This window comes from Amycolatopsis sp. NPDC102522 (assembly GCF_055584485.1).
Genome location: NZ_JBVJLY010000009.1, coordinates 296,489 through 314,922, shown reverse-complemented (window position 1 = coordinate 314,922; position 18,434 = coordinate 296,489). Strand labels below are relative to the sequence as shown.

Below are 18,434 nucleotides of genomic sequence, written 5' to 3'. Positions count from 1 at the left end.
TCCCGGTCACCACTGGCGAGTGAAACTAGAACACGTTATAGTTCCCGCCATGAAGTTCACCCTGTCGATCGCGATGAATCCGCTCGATCAGCTGGGCGAGCTCGCCCGCGCCGCCGAAGAGGCGGGTTTCTCCTCGATCGCGCTCCCGGATTCCCTGTTCTATTCCGAGACGGTCTCGGCCGACTACCCGTACACGCCCGACGGCAGCCGGTTCTGGACCGAGGAGACGCCCTGGGCCGATCCGCTGGTCGCGGCCGCCTCGATGGGCGCCGTCACCGAACGGCTCACGTTCTACACCTCGGTGCTCAAACTGGGCTCCCGCAACCCGGTCCTGCTCGCGCGCCAGGTCAACTCGGTCGCGGCGCTGACCGGCGGCCGCTTCGGCCTCGGCCTGGGCGTCGGCTGGTCGCCCGAGGAGTTCCGCTGGTGCGGCGTGCCGTACGAGAAGCGCGGCAAGCGTGTGGACGAGGCCATCGAGGTGCTGCGGCTGATCCTCGACGGCGGGATGGTCGAGTTCCACGGCGAGTTCTTCGACTTCGACAAGCTCCGGATGAGCCCGACGCCGCCGTCGAAGGTGCCGTTCTACATCGGCGGCCACACCGACGTCGCGCTGCGCCGGGCCGCGCGCGTCGCCGACGGCTGGTCTTCGGCGATGATGAAGTTCGATGACCTTCGCGACACGATCGCCAAGCTGCGCGGACTGCTGGCCGAACGGGGCCGCGCCGAAGACCCGTTCGAGTATCAGGCCGTCTGCATCGACAAGTTCGGTCTCGACGGCTATCGCGAGCAGGGCGACATCGGCGTCACCGACATCATCACCATGCCGTGGGTGTTCGACGGCCTCGGATTCGACGCCGAGGTCGGCCCGAAGCTGGATTCCATCAAGAAGTTCGGCGACGAGATCATCGCGAAGATCGGAGACTGAGCCATGGGTGTCGACGTCTGCTGGGATCCGGCCGCCACGCAGCCGCCCGCGCGGCAGGCCGCGTTCCGCTCGATGACCGCGGTCACCGCCGGGGACAAAGCCGCCTGGCTCGAACTCTTCGCCGGTGACGCCGTCGTCGAGGACCCCATCGGCCGGTCGATGTTCGACGAAGAGGGCAAGGGACACCACGGGCACGACGGGATCAGTGCCTTCTGGGACAAGACGATCGCGAACGTCGAACGCTTCCAGTTCACCGTCCGCGACTCCCACGCGGCCGGTGACGAGGTCGCGAACGTCGGCACGATCACGACGTACCTGCCCGGCGGCTATCGCGTCGACACCGACGGCGTGTTCGTCTACCGGGTGCGTGAGGACGGCCTGATCGTGTCCATGCGGGCGTTCTGGGAAACCGAGCGCGCCATGGCCACGGCCAGGAAAGCCGAAGACTAGGAGAGTCGTTCCGCGCGCCGGGTCAGGTACTGCTTTTCGGGTTCGCTCGCGGTCTTCTGAGCCGCCCGCAGGTACGCCTCGCGCGCGGCGACGGCGTCCCCGGCCAGCTCCAGCAGATGCCCGCGCACGGAATCGAGCCGGTGGGTCTGGCTCATCCGAGTGTCGTCGTCGAGCGAGGCGAGCAGTTCGAGGCCCGCTTCGGGTCCGTTGACCTCGGCGACCGCGACGGCGCGGTTGAGCCTCACGACAGGACCGGGCGAGACCCTTTCGAGAACGTCGTAGAGCGCGAGGATCTGCGCCCAGTCGGTGTCGGCCGCGGTTGCCGCCTCGCCGTGGACGGCGGCTATCGCGGCCTGCACCTGATACGACCCGACAGGGCCCGCCGCCAAAGCCTCGCTCACCAGCGAGACCCCTTCGGCGATCGTGTCCGCGTTCCAGAGCGAGCGGTCCTGTTCGGCGAGGGGGACGAGCGAGCCGTCCCCGACGGCGCGGGCGGCGCGGCGGGCGTCGGTCAGCAGCATGAGCGCGAGCAGGCCGGTGACCTCGTCCTCGTCCGGCATGAGCCGCCGGAGCAGCCGGGTCAGCCGGATCGCCTCGGCGGTCAGGTCGGCGCGGTGCAGATCCGGGCCGCCGCTGGTCGTGTAGCCCTCGTTGAAGATCAGGTACAGCACCTGGAGGACGACGCGGAGCCGTTCGGCGAGTTCCGCGGCCGGCGGCAGGACGAACTCCGCGCCCGCCTTCTTGATGGTCTGTTTCGCCCGGCTGATCCGCTGGGCGAGCGTCGATTCCGGGACCAGGAACGCGGTCGCGATCTCGCCAGTGGTCAAGCCTCCGACAGCGCGCAGCGTGAGCGCGAGCTGCGACGGCGCGGACAAGGAAGGGTGACTGCACAAGAAGAGCAAGGTGAGCGTGTCGTCCGAATCGGACACAGTGGACGCTTCGCCCGGACCGGCCAGGTCCATCAGCGCGTCGTTCTCCTCGCGCCGCCGTCGCGCGCTCTCGCTGCGCCACTCGTCCACCAGCCGCCGCGACGCGACCGTCGCGAGCCAGGACTTCGGGCTGTCCGGGATGCCCTGCTCCGGCCATTGCTGCGCAGCCGAAAGCAGGGCCTCCTGGACGGCGTCCTCGCAGGCGTCGAACTGCCCGTGCTTGCGCACCAGCAGCCCGATGACCTGCGGGGCTAGCTCCCTGAGAAGCGCTTCCACCTGACGATCGTCCTTCACGACGCCAGTCTTCCGCATTTCGTGGGTCAGGCGACGGGGGAGTAGTGCGAAGCGTCGCCTTCGAGGGATTCGCTCGGCACCCCGTCGATGCCGACCGGGACGTCACCCGCCACGGTCACCCGGTTCAGGCGGCGAGGCAGGTCGTCGTAGTTGTCGACGGCGTAGTGCTGGGTGATGCGGTTGTCGAACAGCACCAGCTGGTTCGGCTCCCAGCTCACCCGGACGACGTTCTCGGGCCGTGTCACGTAGGACTGCAGCAGCCGCAGGATGTCCCGCGACTCGCCCTTGGACAGCCCGATGATCCGCTGCGCGAACCCGCCGATGTACAGCCCGCGCTCCCCGGTCACCGGATGCACCCGCACCACCGGGTGGACCGTGCGGAACTTCTGCGAGACGAACACCTTGCGGCGTTCCTGCTCCGCCTCGTCGAGGGTCTCCGGCGCCTTCGCGTAGTCGTAGTCGTTGGTGTGCTCGGCGCGCAGCGTGTCCGCGAACGCCCGGAGCGGTTCCGGCAGGTCACGGTAGGCGGCGGCCGAGTTGGCGATCAATGTCTCGCCACCGTAAGGGGGCACGACCAGGCTGCGCAGCGTGCTGGCCTTCGGCGGGTTGTGCACGAAGGTGACGTCGGTATGCCACTGGTTCGCGCGGCCCTGCTCACTGTCGACAGGCAGGATCGCGGGCTCGCCGTCGACTGAAGGGACGGTCGGGTGCGCCTTGGTCAGCTCGCCGAAGTGCTCGGCGAACCGCTGCTGGCTCGCGTCGTCGAGGTCGACGTCGCGGAAGACGAGCGCCTTGTGCTCGTGCAGGGCGTCGGTCAGGAACGCGACGGTCGTGGTGTCGAGGTCCTTGGCCGGGTCGACGCCGACGACCTGGGCGCCGATCCTGCCGGTGATCTTGCGGACCTCGACCTGGGTGTTGAGGGCGGTCATGCGGCGTGCTCCTTCACTGGGATTCGGTTGACTGGGCGGGCGAGGCCGTAGTGGCCGCGCAACGTCGTGGCGGTGTATTCGGTGCGGAACAGACCGCGCCGCTGGAGTTCGGGCACTACGAGGTCGACGAAGTCCTCGAGACCGCCGGGAAGCGTGGGCGGCATGACGTTGAAGCCGTCTGCGGCGCCTTCGGTGAACCAGTGCTCCAGCTGATCGGCCACTTGCGTGGCGGTACCGGCGAAGACGCGGTGCCCGCGCCCGCCCGCGAGCCGTTCGATCAGCTGGCGGATGGTGAGGTTCTCGCGCCTCGCCAGGCCGGTGACCAGCTCGAACCGGCTCTGCGCGCCTTCGGTGAACGTGCCGACGTCGGGCAGCGGACCGTCCAGTGGGTACGGCGTGAGGTCGTGGTCGAGCATGTTCGACAGCTGCCGCACGCCGTACGCGGGCGTGATTAGAGCGTTGAGTTCGGCCTCGCGGTCCTTCGCCTCGGCCTCGGTGCGGCCCAGGATCGGGCTGATCCCCGGCAGGATCTTGATCGCCTCCGGCGAGCGCCCGTGTTTCGCGAGCCTGCCTTTGACGTCGTCGTAGAAAGCCTTGCCCTCCGCGAAAGTCTGCTGCGCGGTGAACACCGCCTCGGCGAACCGGGCCGCGTACTCCTTGCCCGTCTCCGAGGAACCGGCCTGCACCAGCAAGGGATGTCCTTGCACCGGCCGCGGGATGTTCAGCGGGCCGCGCACCTGGAAATGCGGGCCGTTGTGGTCGATCGGGTGGATGCGGTCGGTGTCGGCGTAGACCCCGCTCGCCTTGTCGATCACGGCCGCGTCGTCTTCCCAGCTGTCCCAGAGCTTCCTGACCACCTCGACGAACTCGGTGGCGCGTTCGTAGCGCAGCGCGTGCGCCGGCCGGGCGTCGCGGTTGAAGTTGCGGGCCTCGTCCTCACCCGCCGACGTCACGATGTTCCAGCCCGCGCGGCCGCCGCTGAGGTGATCGAGCGACGCGAACTTCCTGGCCAGGTGGTACGGCTCGTTGTAGGTCGTCGAGGCGGTGGCGATGAGGCCGATGCGCTCGGTGGCCCCGGCCAGCGCCGAAAGCAGCGTCAGTGGCTCGAACAGGGTGTGCGAGTTGTAGCGGACGTTGCCCCACAAGGCGACCCCGTCGGCGAGGAACAGCGAATCCAGCTTGCCGCGTTCCGCCGTGCGGGCGACGTCGACATAGTGCTGCAGTGTCGCGGCGCGCCGCGGATCCGTGCTCGGATGCCGCCAGGCCGCCTCGTGATGGCCGTTCGGCATCACGAACGCGTTGAGGTGTAAGTGTTTCACGCCTTCTCCTTGACACGCCAGGTGGAGAACCGCCGCTCCAGTGCGACGAAGCCCGCGTTGATGGCCAGCCCGAGCACCGACACCGTGATGATCGCGGCGTACATCTGCTGGATCTGGAAGTTGACCTGGGAGTTGTTGATCAGATAGCCGAGCCCGGCCTTGGCGCCGACCATCTCGGCGGCGATCAGGATGAGGATCGAGTACGCCGCCGCCATCCGGATGCCGGTGAAGATGGTCGGCACCGCCGACGGCAGGATCACCTTGCGGAACAGGCTCGGACTCGACAGCCCGAGCGAACGCGCGGCCTTGACCAGCAAGGGATCCACGGTGTTCACCCCGGCGATCGTGTTGAGCAGCACCGGCCAGACGCAGGCGTAGACGATCAGCGCGATCTTGGACACCTCGCCGATGCCGAGCAGGAGCGTGAACACCGGCAGCAGGGCCAGCGCGGCGGTGTTGCGGGCCAGTTCCAGCAGCGGGTTCAGGAACTCCGCGAGCGGGCGGTACCAGGCGATCAGCAGCCCGAGCGGGACCGAGACACCCACCGCGATCACGAATCCGGCGGCGGATCGGCCGAGACTCGCCAGCAGATGGTCGGCCAGCTGGCCGTTGAGGACGAGTTCCCAGAGCGCGACGAGGTCTTCCGACAGCGGCGGAAGGAAGGTCCTCGTGCCCTCGTCGAGCAAGAACTGCGGAGCGAGTTCCCAGAGGGCGAGGAACAGCAGGATCGCCGCAGAACTGCGGAACGCCTTGCTCAGCCTGCCTTTCTTGTGTGCTTTCTCGATTGGCTTCGGTCCTGTATGGACAGTCGGTGCTTCGAGCGTCGCGGTCATGCGGCCCTCCGGATCTCGTCGTGCAGGAGTTCCCACAGCCGGTGCCGGTGTGCCACGAACGCGGGCGCCGAGCGCAGGTCGTCGTTCGAGCGGTCGCCGAGGTCGATGTCGACGACGTCCTTGAGCCTGCCCGGCCGCGAGGTGAGCACCGCGACCTTCTGTCCCAGATAGACGGCTTCTTCGATGCTGTGGGTGATGAAGACGATGGTCTTGCCCGTGCGCTGCCAGATCCGCCGCAGTTCCTCCTGAAGGAGTTCGCGGGTCTGGGAGTCCAGCGCGGCGTACGGCTCGTCCATCAGCAGGACGCCGGGGTCGTAGGCGAGGCTCCTCGCGATCGCGACGCGTTGTTTCATACCACCGGAAAGCTGGTGGGGGAGATGGTCTTCGAAACCGGAAAGCCCGACCAGGTCGAGGAATTCCCGCGCCCGCTCGGCACGCTGCCGCTTGTTCAGCGTGCCGCCTTCGAGACCGAATTCGACGTTGGCGCGTGCTGTGCGCCAGGGGAACAGCGCGTACTGCTGGAACACGACCCCGCGGTCCAGACCCGGTCCGGTGACGGGCTTCCCGTCGATCAGGACCTCGCCGGACGTGGGCTTCGCGAGGCCGCCGAGCAGGTCGAGCAGCGTCGACTTGCCGGAACCGCTGGGCCCGACGAGGGAGAGGAACGTGCCTTCCTCGATGTCGAGGGAGACGTCGTCCAGCGCGGTCAGGGCGCCGAAGGTCTTGGTGACCGAGCGGAGGCTGATCTTGGCGGTCACGCGCCACCGCCTTCACGGAAGGGGTTGAATTCGTTGGTGTAGATCTTCTTCAGGTCGACCTGGTCGTTCTTGATGAACCCGGACTGCTTGAGCCAGTCCGTCCAGAGCGTGTAGTCGTTGTCGGAGATCAGCCCGCCCTTGGTGACGCCGACGCTCTTCCAGTACTTGAGCGTTTCGGTGTTCTCGTTGCGGCCGCGGTGCTGGATGATCTTGGTGAACCGGGCGATGACCTCGTCGCGCGGCGTGGTGCGCGCCCATTCGATCGCCTTGGCGACCCCGGTGACGAAGGTCTTCGTGGTCTCCGGGTACTTCTTGATGAAGTCGGTCCGCAGCACGTACGGCCCGCCGTTGTAGGGGCCGAACGCCTCGACGTCCTTCACGATCGGCCGCACCCCGCCGACGGAGGTGGCGCGATCCTGCAGGACGCCGTTGAGCGCGGCGACGTCGATCTGGCCGTTGCGCAGGGCCTGTTCGGTGTTGATCGGCGGCAGGACGACCAGCTGCACCTGGTCGATCTCGGCGTCGGAGAGGCCGCTGCGCTTGAGCCAGGTGTCGAGGGCGGCTTCCAGGTTCGCGCCGACGGTGTTGACGCCGACCTTCTTGCCGATGAGGTCCCGGGGGTTGCGGATCGGGCTGTCTTCCTTGACGTAGAAGCCCAAAAAGGTCTTCGCGTCGGAGCCGTAGTAGTTGACGACGGCCTTGATCGGGGCGCCGGCGTCGACGAGTTTGGCGACCGCGCCGGTGAAGGCGCCGCCGAAATCGGTCTGATCGGTCGCGGCGGACTGGATGTCCTGCGGTCCGCTGATCGTGTTGCCGACCCACTTCAGCTTGACCGGGCCGAAGTACCCGAGATCTTCGGCCAGTTCGGGGAAGGTGACGTTGTTCGCCGAGCCTTGGTAACGGAGTTCGAGTTTCTCCGGCTGCCCGGCGGCGCCCGCCGGGGTGGCGGAGGCGCCGCAGCCCGACAGCGCCAGTCCGGCGAGGAGCGCGGCGATCAAGGGCACTGGTTTCTTCACGGTGGGCTCTTTCGTTCGGGTTCGCGTCGTTGAAGAAGATTCTTCGCAGGCCCGGCGGAGAGCGTCAATTTTGCGATTTAGTGAAGTAACTCCGGCTCAAGAAGCGGTGGCGAGTCTCGTGAAAAGCGGATCTTCGTAGAGGGCGTTCAGCACGACCGCGCCGCCGGCCGTGGCCAGCTCGGTTCCCAGAAAGCTCGACGCCACAACACTTTTGACCGCGTCCTGGCATATCCAAGACCGCTGGGAGACCTCGTCCCGGATCGTGGAAAGGCAGCCTTCGACGTCACGTACACTCTGGTCGAGCACGATGAGGATTTCCGGGTTGAGGACGTCGAAGAGCAAGGCGGCGGCCTGTCCGATTATCCGCGCGCGTTCGTGAAAAAGGGCGACGGCGCCTTTGTTTCCCGACGCTGCCAAATGGAGCACGTCGGCGAAATTCGGCTCTTCGATGATTTGTGCTTCGACGGCTTTCCGGGCGACCGTGCGCTCGGACACCGTGGCCTCAAGACAACCGGAACGCCCACAGCGGCAGGATTCTTCGCTGTCGTCGACCCGCAGATGCGCGACGGCGCCCGCGGCCGAGCGTGGACCATGATGGACGGTGTCGCCGGTGGCGAAGGCGGCGTCGACCACGTTGCCGGTGAACAACTGCACGACGCTGCTGCGCGCTCTCGGTTGCCCCCAAAGGCGTTCGGCGTGGATGAGCGCCCGCGAATGCCCGTCGACCCGGACGTCGAGACCGGTGACCTCGGTGAGCAGATCGCGCAACGGGACGCCGTTCCAGCCGAGCAACCCGTGCTCCACCACCGTCCCCGAGGCCTCGTCGACCCACCCGCCGGTCGCCACCCCCAACCCGAGCGGCGTCCGCTCCGGTGCATGTCCGATGAGGAGGTCGTCGAGCAACTCCGCGATCTGTGCGACCTGCACGGCGGGTTCGGCGCCGTGGTGCGGTGCCTCCACTTGCGCCAGCACTTTCCCGCGCAGATCCAGCAGTCCGACGGTGAGATGGTCGACCGCGATATGCGCCCCGCACACCACGAACCGCTCCGTGTCGAGGTCCAGCGGCACATGCGGCCTGCCGACCGCGCCGGCGACCTCGGGCAGCTCGGTGAGGAAGCCCCGGCGCATCAGCTCCGACACGTGCCCCGTGACGGCCGCCGCGGACAGCCCGGTGCGGCGCGCGATGGTGCTGCGCGCTATCGCCCCTTCGTCCAGCACCACGCGGAGCACCGCGCTGGCACTGGCGCTCCGCCTGCCGGTCACGGTGCCGATGTTCGCAAGCCGGTGCTGGTGGGCCTAGGGCTCTCAGCATCCGGGAGCTGTGCGCGAAGCCCTCCCAGGAATGGAACTCGGTCCTGGGAGGGCTTCGGTCAGCGCCGGTGCGGGATCAGGTGATGATGGTGCCGTTGGAGCCGAACAGGCCGCCGATCGGCGGGTAGCCGTCGTTCCAGGTGACCGTCGTGAAGATCACGCTGTCGTACCGGCCCGCGGTGCCGTCGAAAGGCACGCGGTGACTGCACGTCGTGGACGGGCTGAAAGCGGGCGGACAGGGCAGCACCGAGCCGACGACGCGATTGTTCTTGCGGATGGCGATCTGGATGTTGATGTCCCTGACCTCGGTGGACAACTGGCCGTCGTCGGTCCACCGGCAGGCCACGGCCCACGTGACGTTCAGCGTGCCGCCGGACACCGTGACGTCGTTGCCGAAGCCGACCTCGCACCGCACCGGCGCGCCCGGCGAGTTCACGACCATCTGGCCCACGACATGGAACGCGGCACGCGGCGAGCCGAGTTCCCCGGCGCTGGAGGCGGTGGCGAAGAGGGTGAAGCTCGCCATGAAGGCGGCGAGGACGACGACGAGCCGTCTCAGCGTCCGAGAGTGGAAGAGTTTCATTCGGGGTCTCCTTCGTGAAGCGGAGACTCAATGGTGTTTCCGTGGTGTCGCCCGCGTCTTCGTGACTGAAGGAGAAACCTCACCGGCGCCGGAGTGGTGGTTTGTGGTGATGTGACAAGAGACGTCAGGCCGTCAGCGTGCGGTAGAACTTGGCGCTGCGCTCACAGCGGTCTTCGTACCCCCGCGCCCGGTAGAAGGCGTGCGCACCGGTCCGGCGGCGGGAACTGCTGACCTCCATGGAGCCGCAACCCCACCGCAGCGCCTCCGCTTCGGCGACGGCGACCAATTCGCGTCCGACCCCGGTACCGCGCCGGCTCTCGTCCACCACCAAGGCCACGATCCGGCCCACGGAGCCCTCCCGCTCGAGAAGCGGGATCGCGGCCACCGCGATGACACCGACCACGCCTTCGCCCGACACGGCGACGAACGCGGCACCTTCGGGGTGACGCTCCCAGCGTTCGAGCCGGCGGCGGACGTCTTCCTCTTGGTTGTCCGGGTAGCCCAGCTGGGCGAGCAACGGGGTCACGGCGGGGGCATCGGTGGTGAGTGCCTGGCGGATCTCCATGGGCCCATTAAAGCGAAGGATCACCGAGGGTCGGTCGGTCTGGGGAGGCGGGCGCCTAGTGCTCGTGAGCCGTGACTCGGAGTGAGAGGTGTGTGGAAATAGAGACGTTGAGTGTCCCTATTTCCACACACCCTGCTCGAAGCGGAGGGTCGCTGAGCGCCACGCTAGCCCTCGAACCGGCCCGGACAGGCCGAAATACCAATGAACTCGCAGGTCAGAGACCTTGAGTCGGGATGACAGGATTTGAACCTGCGACCCTCCGCTCCCAAAGACCCGGGGAGGCAGTTTCTCAGGCTAGCCCAAGTTGCCTAAGTGCAGGTCAGCGCGATTTCTGCGACCTGTGACGCGCCTTGAAATGGTGCGTACTGAGACGGAAACTGCGACGGGCCGAGTCCCGCAACCTCCGGCCCCGACGCTCGCCCAATGTCGGTCTCACAGCGGGTGCGTCAGACTGGTGCACGTGGCCGAACTTGTACTGACAGACAGTCGCCGCAGTGAGTTGGTCGCACTGCTGGACGATCAAGAACGTCTCCAGAAGGAGTATCCAAAACTCGCCGAGTACCTGGACTTCGCACCAGGCTTGCCGGGGACCGGTGACGATCAGCTCGACGCAGCCTTCGACCTGCGGATGATCCACTATCTGACGGCCAGCGAGGCAGCGGGTGGCAACCCGTACTGGGAGATCGTTGCGCCGCTCGTTTCCGAACGCGCAGGTCGTCGAGTTGTAGACGGCGGCCGGCCTTCAGGCAGCGGTCGACTCGCGTTCGCGGCCACGATCTTGCAGTCGACGTTCGCGTACGCTATCCCGTCGCCCGCGACCCTGGAATGGGCTGTAGCGGCTTGCGCAGGGCACGCTGTGGTCGAGGTCGGTGCGGGCCGCGGCTACTGGGCGGCTCAGCTGTCCCAGTCGGGCATCGACGTTCACGCGTTTGATATTGCACCGCCCGACGCGAGTTCGAACGCGTCATTCGACCATGCGGTGGGGCGGCAAGCCGTATGGCATTCCGTTAGACGCGTCGAAGAGCTGGGTCCGGATGTCTGGAACAGTGGCGAAAGTACACTCTTCCTGTGTTGGCCGCCGGGGTGGGGTAACTCGATGGCTTCGGAGATGCTCGCTAATTTTGAGGCTTCTGGCGGTCATCGACTCTTTTTTATTGGCGAGCCGCGCGGAGGAAAGACCGGCGACGAGTTGTTCTTTGATGAGCTAGCAGCGCGATGGAGCCTCGCCGACGAGAATGATCAATTTGTGTCGTGGTGGAACCTTAACGATGTTGCTCAGATTTGGGAACGACGATAGTTCAACGACAAACGCGGGCCAGGCTTTGAAAGCCTGGCCCGCGTTACTCGCGTTAATTGACCGCCGGTCTCACCGCAGAGTCATCTTAAAGACAAACGCGTCATACCTGTCGCGAGGATAGGAGATATCGGAAATCATCACCACTCCACCGTTGGCTGTAGTGAATTTCTGATGCACGGTCTTCACGATTTCACCAGGCTCAACTTTGAGCCATTCGGCGTGTGCGGGAACAGGAAGTCGGTCGGCGATCGTTTCCTCAAGGTATTTTGCCGTGGATAATCCGGTGATCCCGAGTGGCTGATACGTGTCGGATATGGAAATCGGCAGACGCTCCTCGGTGGCTCGCGTAATAACGTGAGTCACAATCTCGCCGAGTGGCACGATCATTTCTTCGGCTAGTTCGGCGGACGCGGGAATTTCCCTAGTCTCCCGCTCGACATGTGCACCTTCGGCCGATTCGTGCCCGAAGGTCGTTTCTGCGTCTTCAAGCTGTCGCTCCAGTGCGACTCGAACCAGGTTTGTTCGACTTGAGACGAAAACCCCCCGGCGTTGAACTGTGCGAACGAGTCCCTGGGTTTGCAGAAGTTCGATCGCGTTTCTTGCAACGATCTTGGAAACGCCATTCTCTGCGGAAATCTCAGAGAGGCTTGGTAACTGGATGCCCGGAGGAAGCTGCCCGCTTCGAATTTTTCGAGCGTATTTACCTGCGATGGAAACGTACGCTGGCTCGGGCATTTGTTCCTCTCCAAACATTGGGTGCATGGACACTCGGGCAGAGTATACCCAGCTGCGTATACATAGCGCTTCGCTGATGGGTTGCCGAGTTGTGACGACGGCGCCCTCTGGGTAGCTGGTGTCGCCAGCTTGAACCCGCGACCCGCTCGCAGCCCGTGCCTGGTCGTTGCTAAATCGTTATCTTCAAGCGTTTCCGCAGGTCAAAGGACCCGTGTGAGCCAAAGTCTGGCTGTGTATGCACAGTTGTGTAGCACCAAGTCTGTTGTGCATACACAGTTGCGTATACGCTGCGATCACAGCGACTCCAGAAGGGGTTGCGACCGCAGCAAAAGCAGATGCCCCGGCCGGTGCTGGCACACCAACCGGGGCTTGCACCGGAACTTTGGGAGAAACGATGCAGGTGGAACGTACCCGGCTGTACCGGGTTCGGACGGTCGCGGACAGCTTCGACGTCTCAGTGGCCACGATCTATCGGGCGGTCGAGTCCGGGGCGCTACGCGCAATCCGGATTGGCACTGGAAGGGGCGCGGTTCGGATCCCGGGCGCGGCCATCGAGCAGTACATCGCGGCATGCGAGTCCGCAGCAGCGACAAGGGCTGAGCGCGAGGACGACGACGCAGCTGGATTCGTGGCTGGGGGTGCGGCCTGATGCGTACTTTCGGGGCTCTTTTGGTGGCGGTCGTGTTGATCGCGCTGGGCAATCTGTTGGGTGACTGGCATGTGAAGGCCGCTGTGGTGTGGCCGTGGTTCGTGGTCGCGGGTGTCGCGGCCGGTGTGTTCGGTCTCGCGGAGTTGATGAAGGGGAACGCGGCACGCCTGGTGACGGTCGCGGCCGGTTTGACCGGTTTGTCGGTGTGGTTCGCGGGCTGGGTCCCGTCGGAGACGCCGGGCTACGACGTGTGGCCGTGGGGCCTGCTGTTCGGTGGCCCGGTTCTCGCGGTTGCCGCGTTCCTGGGTTTGCGGGGCCGGAATGGTTCGTCGGGGTTGATTGGGAAGTGGTCGCGGCGGTCGCGCCGGAATGGTGGTGTGGCGTCGCGGTGGCAGATCTGGCGGGTGGCGTCGAAGGGCGCGATGCGGCGGAAGGCGAAGACGTTGAAGCCGGGTTTGAAGCGGGCGATGTGGTGGACGCGTCGGCGGGTTCCGGTGCTGGGGTACGCGACGCGGATCGCGCGGGTGGGTTTCCAGTGGGTGTGGTCGCCGGTGGAGGACGTGACGTTGCGGCTGGGTGGGCCGCGGTCGGGCAAGACCGGGGAGCTGGCGTGCCGGATCCTCGAGGCGCCGGGCGCGGTGATCGCCACGTCGACGCGGACGGATCTGATCGAGCTGACCGCGCAGCTGCGGAAGGCGACTGGGCCGGTGTTTGTGTACAACCCGTCCGGGATCGGGAAGGTCGAGTCGACGATCGGCCTGGATCCGTTGCAGGGCTGCGGGAACCCGGTGACCGCCACCTACCGGGCCGCCGACCTGCTGCCCGCTGATGGCGGCAGCGAGGAGCGGCAGCACTGGGTGGATCAGGCCCGCCGGGCGTTGGCGGCGCTGATGCACGCCGCCGCTTTGGGTGAGCTGGAGATGCGCGATGTGCAGGCGTGGGTGGCGAACCCGGAGCGCGCGGCGGATGAGGTGCTGCGGTTGCTGCGCCGCTCGCCGGAGGACGCGTTCGCGACGACGGCCGAGCAGTTCCTGACCACGAACGAGCGGACCCGGTCGTCGATCACGACCACGATCATGCCCGCGCTGGCGTGGCTGACCGACCCGACGGCGAAGGCCACCACCACCCTGGGCGGGCTCGACGTGGCCGAGCTGCTCAAGCGGCGCGCCACCCTCTACCTCCTCGGCGCCGAGGAGGGGCACACGGCTCCGTTGGTGGCGGCGCTGACGGCGCACATCGCCCGCGAGGCCCGCCAGATCGCCTCGGAATCTCCGGGCGGGCGGCTGGATCCGGCGCTGACGCTGGTTTTGGACGAGGCGGCGCTGATCGCGCCGGTGCCGCTGGACACCTGGACGGCGGACATGGGTGGCCGCAACATCACTATCCACATCGGAGCGCAGTCGCGGGCGCAGCTGCGGAAGCGGTGGGGCGACACGGGTTGCGCGGCGATCATGACGAACTCGGCGACCGTGCTGATCCTGGCCGGTGCCCGCGACGCGGACGACTTGCAGGCCTATTCGCTGCTGACCTCCGACCGGCACGAGATGGTCGCGACCGAGGACAACGACGGCCACGTGACGGGGCGGACGCCGCAACGGGTGCCGGTGCTCTCGCCGGGGCAGATCGCGCAGCTGCCGGAGCTGCACGCGGTGATCGTGCGCAGGGGGATGCCCGCGGCGATCGGGCGGCTCCATATGGCGTGGAAGCGCCGGGATGTGAAGGCCGTCGAGCGCCGAGCCCGCCACACCGACCTGCTGCTGCGCTGGGACGAACGCGTCGACCGGTGGACCACGAAGGCGGGGGCGTTCGTGGACATGCTCGCCGACCGGGTCGAGCCGTGGGTGGCCCGCGCCCAGGACTGGGCCGCCACCCGCCGCGCCGCTCGCGTCGAGCCGGTGGTGCCGCCGCAGGCCGAACACGAGGCCGGTGCCGTCCGGGTCGAGGCCGTGCGCCTGGACACCGAACCGGAGGGAGAGAAGCACGGCGATGCCTCTGCGGCGGATCCGCTGGCGGCACTGGACGCCGAGCTCGACGCGCACATCGCCGGGACGAGCGAGCTCCCGGGCAGCGATGAGCGCGGGGAGGGCCGGTCCCGATGAACCCGAACCCGCCTTTCGTGCCGGTCGAGACGTTCCGGATCACGGCCGTGATCGAGCAGCTGGCCCGCGAGTTCGCGGTCCACAGTGGTGAATCGCGGCGGCTGGTCGCGATGCTGGTGGAGATCATCGTGTGGCGCACGGTGAACGGCCAGCCCGCCGAGCAGATCACCACGTTCCTGGACGCGCACATCGCGCCCGGGGTGCGCCCGGACTTCGTGGCCTGGGTCGTGTCCGAGACCGGCCGCCGTCTGGGCTCCGCTCCCCGTGGGGGTGCGCGATGAAGGTGCACATGCCCGCCCTGGTCGGCACGACCCGGCTGCGCGTGGCCGTCGAGTACCGGCCCGACGAGCCGTTCGCCGTGACGATGACGTTCCCGAGCGAGCCGGAGGCCCGCTGGGTCCTCGCGCGGGAGCTGCTAGACCTCGCCCTCAACACCGGTGCCGCCGGGCTCGGGGACGTGCGGCTCATCGCCCGCGACGACCTGCTCGTGCTCGCCCTGTCCACACCGGACGGTGAGGGTTCGGCGATCTTCCGCCGCGACGACCTCGCGACCTTCCTGTCCCTGACCTACCGGATGGTTCCGGCCGGGGCCGAGGAAATCGACTGGTCGGCCGCCGCTGCGGTGTTCCCGGAGGTGACGTTCTGATGAGCGCTCCCACGGCACCGCGTGTGTGGCTCACCGCCGGCGTCGCCGAGAAGCCCGCCCCGACCGACGCGCCGGTGGTGCGCGACGACCTGATGCACCTGTGGTTCCCCGGCTCCGACGGGCTGTGGCACACCGCCGACAACCGTCACCACGCCGCCTGGACCGAACTCCACGCCCGCTTCGACCTCGTTGAGGTGATCAACCGATGACTTTTACGCCCGAAGAAATCTTCGCTGACATCCCGGCGACCATGATCGCCAAGGTCTCCACGCTGTCGACGTTCGGCCGCCGCACCATGATCGACGAAGAAGTCGAGCTGCTGCGGCCGCTGTTCGCGAAGTACGACACCGCCGAAGACGGCGTGATCGCGCTGCACGCGGTGCTCTTGCGCAAGGCCACGATGATCTCCTGCCCGGACGATGTCACCGTGCCCGCGGCCGTGCTGTTCGGCCTCGGCCGCGCGCTGCGGCCGGGGTGCCGGATCGTGCCCGACGAGGTGGTTCTCAACGTCCTCGCCCACACGATCCGCGCCGCGCTGGCCGCCGCCGACGACCACGACACGGTCCGCACCCGTCGGCACCTGGAGCTGGCCCGGTCGTGGATGGCACACGCCCACCTGGTCGCCGGTGTCGAGAGCGGTGGTGCCCGATGACCGCCAACGACAAGGAGTTCGCAACGTCGGCCGCGGTCGCGGGTTTGGCCCGTGAGGTGGAGGGACTGCGGATGGCGATGGAAGCGGTGACGCCGCTTCCGCAGCAGGTGACGACGCTGCACGAGCTGGTGGAGCCGTTGCCGGAACAGGTGACGAAGCTGGCGAAGGTCGTCAAGGCTCTGGTGGAGCAGGTCAACGATGAGGAGCCGGGGACGAAGACCCGGCCGTTGTCGTGGCTCGATTTGGCCGACGGCGACGACACCGACGGCGCCGACGAGGCCCAGATCGTGTTGACGGAGTTGTCGGTGTGGCTGGCGCGGGTGTATCTGCGCTACCACGGTGCCGAGCTGCCCGAATGCTGGTGGTGGCACCCCGACGTGGTCGAGGAACTCGTCACGCTGATGCGGTCGTGGCTCGCCGCCTACGTCGACCGGGACGCCACCGTCGCCCGCGCCGCGGACTGGCATGACCGGTACCGGCCGGGTGTGGTGAAGCGGATCAAGGCGGCGACGGCGAACTGCTCGCTGGAGAACCACCAGGACGGCGGCGATCTGTTCCTGCCCGCGCCCCGGGTCCCGTCGGGGACGGCGCTCGCGCCGATCGCCGCCTGGTGGGGCACCGCCCGCACCGAGACCGCGCCGGAGCCGGACGCCGACGTGATCGCCGACGCCCGCGAGGCCGAGGCCGCGCGCCGCCGGAGCGGGGGTGGCCGGCGATGAGCGAGTGGATGGATCAGCTGACCCAGGCCGCGACCCGGCTCGCTGCGGAGCGGCACCGCGATGTCGCGTTCCTGCGCTCCACCGCCGCCGAGGGCGCCACCGATCCGGTGGTGCGGGCACGGCTGGAACGCGAAGCCCGCCAGGCCACGGCCGCCGCTGACGGCTACGCCGCCCGGGCCGCCGAGATGGCCGACGGGAACGAGCCGTGGGAGGAACGGGAGATCCAGCGTCTGGTGGACCAGACCCGGGTGGCCGCGACCCACGACGTCCTCGACGATCTCGGCGAAACGTCCGGGCAGTTGCGGCAGCGCGAGATCGCCAACACGACCATGCGGGACTACCAGACCTGGCAGCAGGACGGCGTCCCGCCGGAGGAGATCGCGCAACGGTTGGAGCGGGTGTCCCCGATCGGGGCGAAGGCCGTCAGCGACTACGAGCAACTACTGATCATCGGCTACGAGCCCGACGACGCGCGGGCGATCGCCACCGACACCGCCGCCCAGGATCCCATTCCCGCGGACGGCATCACTGGACCCGAACAGGCAGCGGCCGAGGACCCGGATCAGCTGACCCAGGCAGCGACCCGGCTCGCCGCCGAGCGATACCGCCACGTCGCGTCCCTGCGCTCCACGGCCGCGGCCAGCGCCACCGACCCGGAGGTGCGCGCGCGACTGGAACGCGAAGCCGCCGAGGCCACAGCCACGGCCGACAGCCACGACGCGAAGGCCGCCGAGATGGCCGACGGGAACGAGCCGCAGGAGGAACAGGAAATCCAGCGGCTGGTGGACCAGACCCACGTCGCCACGACCCACGACGCCCTCGACGAGGCCGACGAAATCGAGGCACCCGAGGTTCCCGAGCGGGCCCCGAAACCCGGCGGCTGGATCGAGCGAAACCTGCCTGCCCGGGATGCCAGCGTGACTACGAGCCTGCCGGACATGGACTTGCGGACCGCGATCGAGCTGGTTACCGACGACAGTCGTATCGAGGCCGCCAACGAGGGTCTGACCGCCCGAGATGCCGCCGCCATGGCACGGGAACTTACCGAGGAGGAGATCCACGGCGTGGTCGAGAGCGACGCGACCCGCGCCGCCTATCTCACCGTGCTCAACGCGTTCGACGCGGATCTCGACCAGGCACTCGCGCAGCTGTCGACCGCATCGTCCGACGACCAGGCGAGCGAGTGGCCGGTCGCCGACCAGGACGACACCACCGGCGTCGCCGCTGACGCCGACGACGTGGTCGACCGGATCGACCAGGTCCTCGACGAGGACGCCGCCGAACCACCGTCAACCTTGGACGAGGCGGAGAGGGAGCGCGTAAGCGCTCTCGCGGACGAAGACCTGACAGGAGCGGGCGTCACGGCCGAGCCGTCCGCCGATGGCCAGGCGAGCGAGTGGCCGGTCGCCGACCAGGACGAGACCACCGACGTCGCCGACGATCTCCCTTTTGGCGCGGTCCGTGAGCCGGACGAGATCGACACGGATTCCGTGCTGGACCGGATCGACGACGTCGTGTCCGAGGAAGACGGCTACGCCGCCCTTGCGGAACAGATGGCGCAATGCGAGCACGCGGTCGAGAAGGCCGAGGACGCCGTGGACCGCTTGACCGCCGAGGACGCCGACGTCGACGAGGACGCCGACAGCGCCGCCTACGAGCCCGCCGAGGACGTCGAGGCGGCCGACGACACCGATGACGACGGCGACGAGTGGGGGCAGTGATGAG

General features: G+C 67.6%; 21 protein-coding genes. 11 read left to right on the top strand and 10 right to left on the bottom strand.

What is annotated here, in order from left to right:
• Window positions 1-49 precede the first annotated feature (49 nt).
• The gene (locus ACZ6YV_RS23130; RefSeq protein ID WP_465511593.1) at window positions 50-925 is read left to right on the top strand and encodes a TIGR03619 family F420-dependent LLM class oxidoreductase; all 876 of its coding nucleotides are present in this window, start codon (window positions 50-52) and stop codon (window positions 923-925) included.
• Window positions 926-928: 3 nt separating this feature from the next.
• Window positions 929-1,375, top strand: coding sequence for a nuclear transport factor 2 family protein (locus ACZ6YV_RS23125; RefSeq protein WP_465511592.1), 447 nt, complete (start codon window positions 929-931; stop codon window positions 1,373-1,375).
• Here the strand turns inward: ACZ6YV_RS23125 and ACZ6YV_RS23120 are convergent.
• From ACZ6YV_RS23120 to ACZ6YV_RS23080, 9 genes are all read right to left on the bottom strand, one after another.
• Window positions 1,372-2,598 (bottom strand): RNA polymerase sigma factor, encoded by a 1,227-nt coding sequence (locus ACZ6YV_RS23120; RefSeq protein ID WP_465511591.1) that lies wholly within the window; start codon window positions 2,596-2,598, stop codon window positions 1,372-1,374. The genes ACZ6YV_RS23125 and ACZ6YV_RS23120 overlap by 4 nt on opposite strands.
• 26 nt (window positions 2,599-2,624) lie before the next feature.
• Window positions 2,625-3,527 carry a TauD/TfdA dioxygenase family protein gene (locus tag ACZ6YV_RS23115; RefSeq protein WP_465511590.1) on the bottom strand — a complete coding sequence of 301 codons (903 nt, stop codon included), beginning with the start codon at window positions 3,525-3,527 and terminating at the stop codon, window positions 2,625-2,627.
• Entirely contained in the window at window positions 3,524-4,846 is a 1,323-nt protein-coding gene (locus tag ACZ6YV_RS23110; protein WP_465511589.1) for an LLM class flavin-dependent oxidoreductase, read from the bottom strand. The genes ACZ6YV_RS23115 and ACZ6YV_RS23110 overlap by 4 nt, the downstream gene beginning before the upstream one ends.
• Window positions 4,843-5,679 carry an ABC transporter permease gene (locus tag ACZ6YV_RS23105; protein WP_465511588.1) on the bottom strand — a complete coding sequence of 279 codons (837 nt, stop codon included), beginning with the start codon at window positions 5,677-5,679 and terminating at the stop codon, window positions 4,843-4,845. The genes ACZ6YV_RS23110 and ACZ6YV_RS23105 overlap by 4 nt, the downstream gene beginning before the upstream one ends.
• The gene (locus ACZ6YV_RS23100; protein ID WP_465511587.1) at window positions 5,676-6,437 is read right to left on the bottom strand and encodes an ABC transporter ATP-binding protein; all 762 of its coding nucleotides are present in this window, start codon (window positions 6,435-6,437) and stop codon (window positions 5,676-5,678) included. The genes ACZ6YV_RS23105 and ACZ6YV_RS23100 overlap by 4 nt, the downstream gene beginning before the upstream one ends.
• Window positions 6,434-7,453, bottom strand: coding sequence for an ABC transporter substrate-binding protein (locus ACZ6YV_RS23095; protein ID WP_465511586.1), 1,020 nt, complete (start codon window positions 7,451-7,453; stop codon window positions 6,434-6,436). The genes ACZ6YV_RS23100 and ACZ6YV_RS23095 overlap by 4 nt, the downstream gene beginning before the upstream one ends.
• A gap of 96 nt (window positions 7,454-7,549) precedes the next feature.
• Window positions 7,550-8,716, bottom strand: coding sequence for an ROK family transcriptional regulator (locus tag ACZ6YV_RS23090; protein ID WP_465511585.1), 1,167 nt, complete (start codon window positions 8,714-8,716; stop codon window positions 7,550-7,552).
• Window positions 8,717-8,840: 124 nt separating this feature from the next.
• Window positions 8,841-9,347, bottom strand: a complete 507-nt coding sequence (locus ACZ6YV_RS23085; protein WP_465511584.1) for a hypothetical protein — start codon at window positions 9,345-9,347, stop codon at window positions 8,841-8,843.
• A gap of 124 nt (window positions 9,348-9,471) precedes the next feature.
• Complete coding sequence (locus ACZ6YV_RS23080) at window positions 9,472-9,912, bottom strand: GNAT family N-acetyltransferase (RefSeq protein WP_465511583.1); 441 nt, start codon at window positions 9,910-9,912, stop codon at window positions 9,472-9,474.
• Window positions 9,913-10,372: 460 nt separating this feature from the next.
• Between ACZ6YV_RS23080 and ACZ6YV_RS23075 the strand changes: the two genes are divergently transcribed.
• On the top strand, window positions 10,373-11,209 hold the full coding sequence (locus ACZ6YV_RS23075; protein ID WP_465511582.1) for a class I SAM-dependent methyltransferase: 837 nt from the start codon (window positions 10,373-10,375) through the stop codon (window positions 11,207-11,209).
• A gap of 69 nt (window positions 11,210-11,278) precedes the next feature.
• Here the strand turns inward: ACZ6YV_RS23075 and ACZ6YV_RS23070 are convergent, their stop codons facing one another.
• Window positions 11,279-11,971: a GntR family transcriptional regulator gene (locus ACZ6YV_RS23070; protein ID WP_465511607.1), complete on the bottom strand. Its 693-nt coding sequence runs from the start codon at window positions 11,969-11,971 to the stop codon at window positions 11,279-11,281.
• Window positions 11,972-12,179: 208 nt separating this feature from the next.
• Here ACZ6YV_RS23070 and ACZ6YV_RS23065 point away from each other — a divergent pair, with 208 nt between their 5' ends.
• From ACZ6YV_RS23065 to ACZ6YV_RS23030, 8 genes are read left to right on the top strand one after another with little or no spacing between them, the layout of a single operon-like run.
• Complete coding sequence (locus ACZ6YV_RS23065) at window positions 12,180-12,593, top strand: helix-turn-helix transcriptional regulator (RefSeq protein WP_465511581.1); 414 nt, start codon at window positions 12,180-12,182, stop codon at window positions 12,591-12,593.
• Window positions 12,593-14,692 (top strand): type IV secretory system conjugative DNA transfer family protein, encoded by a 2,100-nt coding sequence (locus ACZ6YV_RS23060; RefSeq protein WP_465511580.1) that lies wholly within the window; start codon window positions 12,593-12,595, stop codon window positions 14,690-14,692. The genes ACZ6YV_RS23065 and ACZ6YV_RS23060 overlap by 1 nt, the downstream gene beginning before the upstream one ends.
• Entirely contained in the window at window positions 14,689-14,973 is a 285-nt protein-coding gene (locus tag ACZ6YV_RS23055) for a hypothetical protein (RefSeq protein WP_465511579.1), read from the top strand. The genes ACZ6YV_RS23060 and ACZ6YV_RS23055 overlap by 4 nt, the downstream gene beginning before the upstream one ends.
• Window positions 14,970-15,338, top strand: coding sequence for an SsgA family sporulation/cell division regulator (locus ACZ6YV_RS23050; RefSeq protein WP_465511578.1), 369 nt, complete (start codon window positions 14,970-14,972; stop codon window positions 15,336-15,338). Before ACZ6YV_RS23055 ends, ACZ6YV_RS23050 begins: the two co-directional genes overlap by 4 nt.
• Window positions 15,338-15,547 (top strand): hypothetical protein, encoded by a 210-nt coding sequence (locus ACZ6YV_RS23045; protein WP_465511577.1) that lies wholly within the window; start codon window positions 15,338-15,340, stop codon window positions 15,545-15,547. Before ACZ6YV_RS23050 ends, ACZ6YV_RS23045 begins: the two co-directional genes overlap by 1 nt.
• The gene (locus ACZ6YV_RS23040) at window positions 15,544-15,990 is read left to right on the top strand and encodes a hypothetical protein (RefSeq protein ID WP_465511576.1); all 447 of its coding nucleotides are present in this window, start codon (window positions 15,544-15,546) and stop codon (window positions 15,988-15,990) included. The genes ACZ6YV_RS23045 and ACZ6YV_RS23040 overlap by 4 nt, the downstream gene beginning before the upstream one ends.
• Window positions 15,987-16,709 (top strand): hypothetical protein, encoded by a 723-nt coding sequence (locus ACZ6YV_RS23035; protein WP_465511575.1) that lies wholly within the window; start codon window positions 15,987-15,989, stop codon window positions 16,707-16,709. Before ACZ6YV_RS23040 ends, ACZ6YV_RS23035 begins: the two co-directional genes overlap by 4 nt.
• Window positions 16,706-18,430 carry a hypothetical protein gene (locus ACZ6YV_RS23030; RefSeq protein ID WP_465511574.1) on the top strand — a complete coding sequence of 575 codons (1,725 nt, stop codon included), beginning with the start codon at window positions 16,706-16,708 and terminating at the stop codon, window positions 18,428-18,430. The genes ACZ6YV_RS23035 and ACZ6YV_RS23030 overlap by 4 nt, the downstream gene beginning before the upstream one ends.
• The last annotated feature ends 4 nt before the right edge of the window (window positions 18,431-18,434 follow it).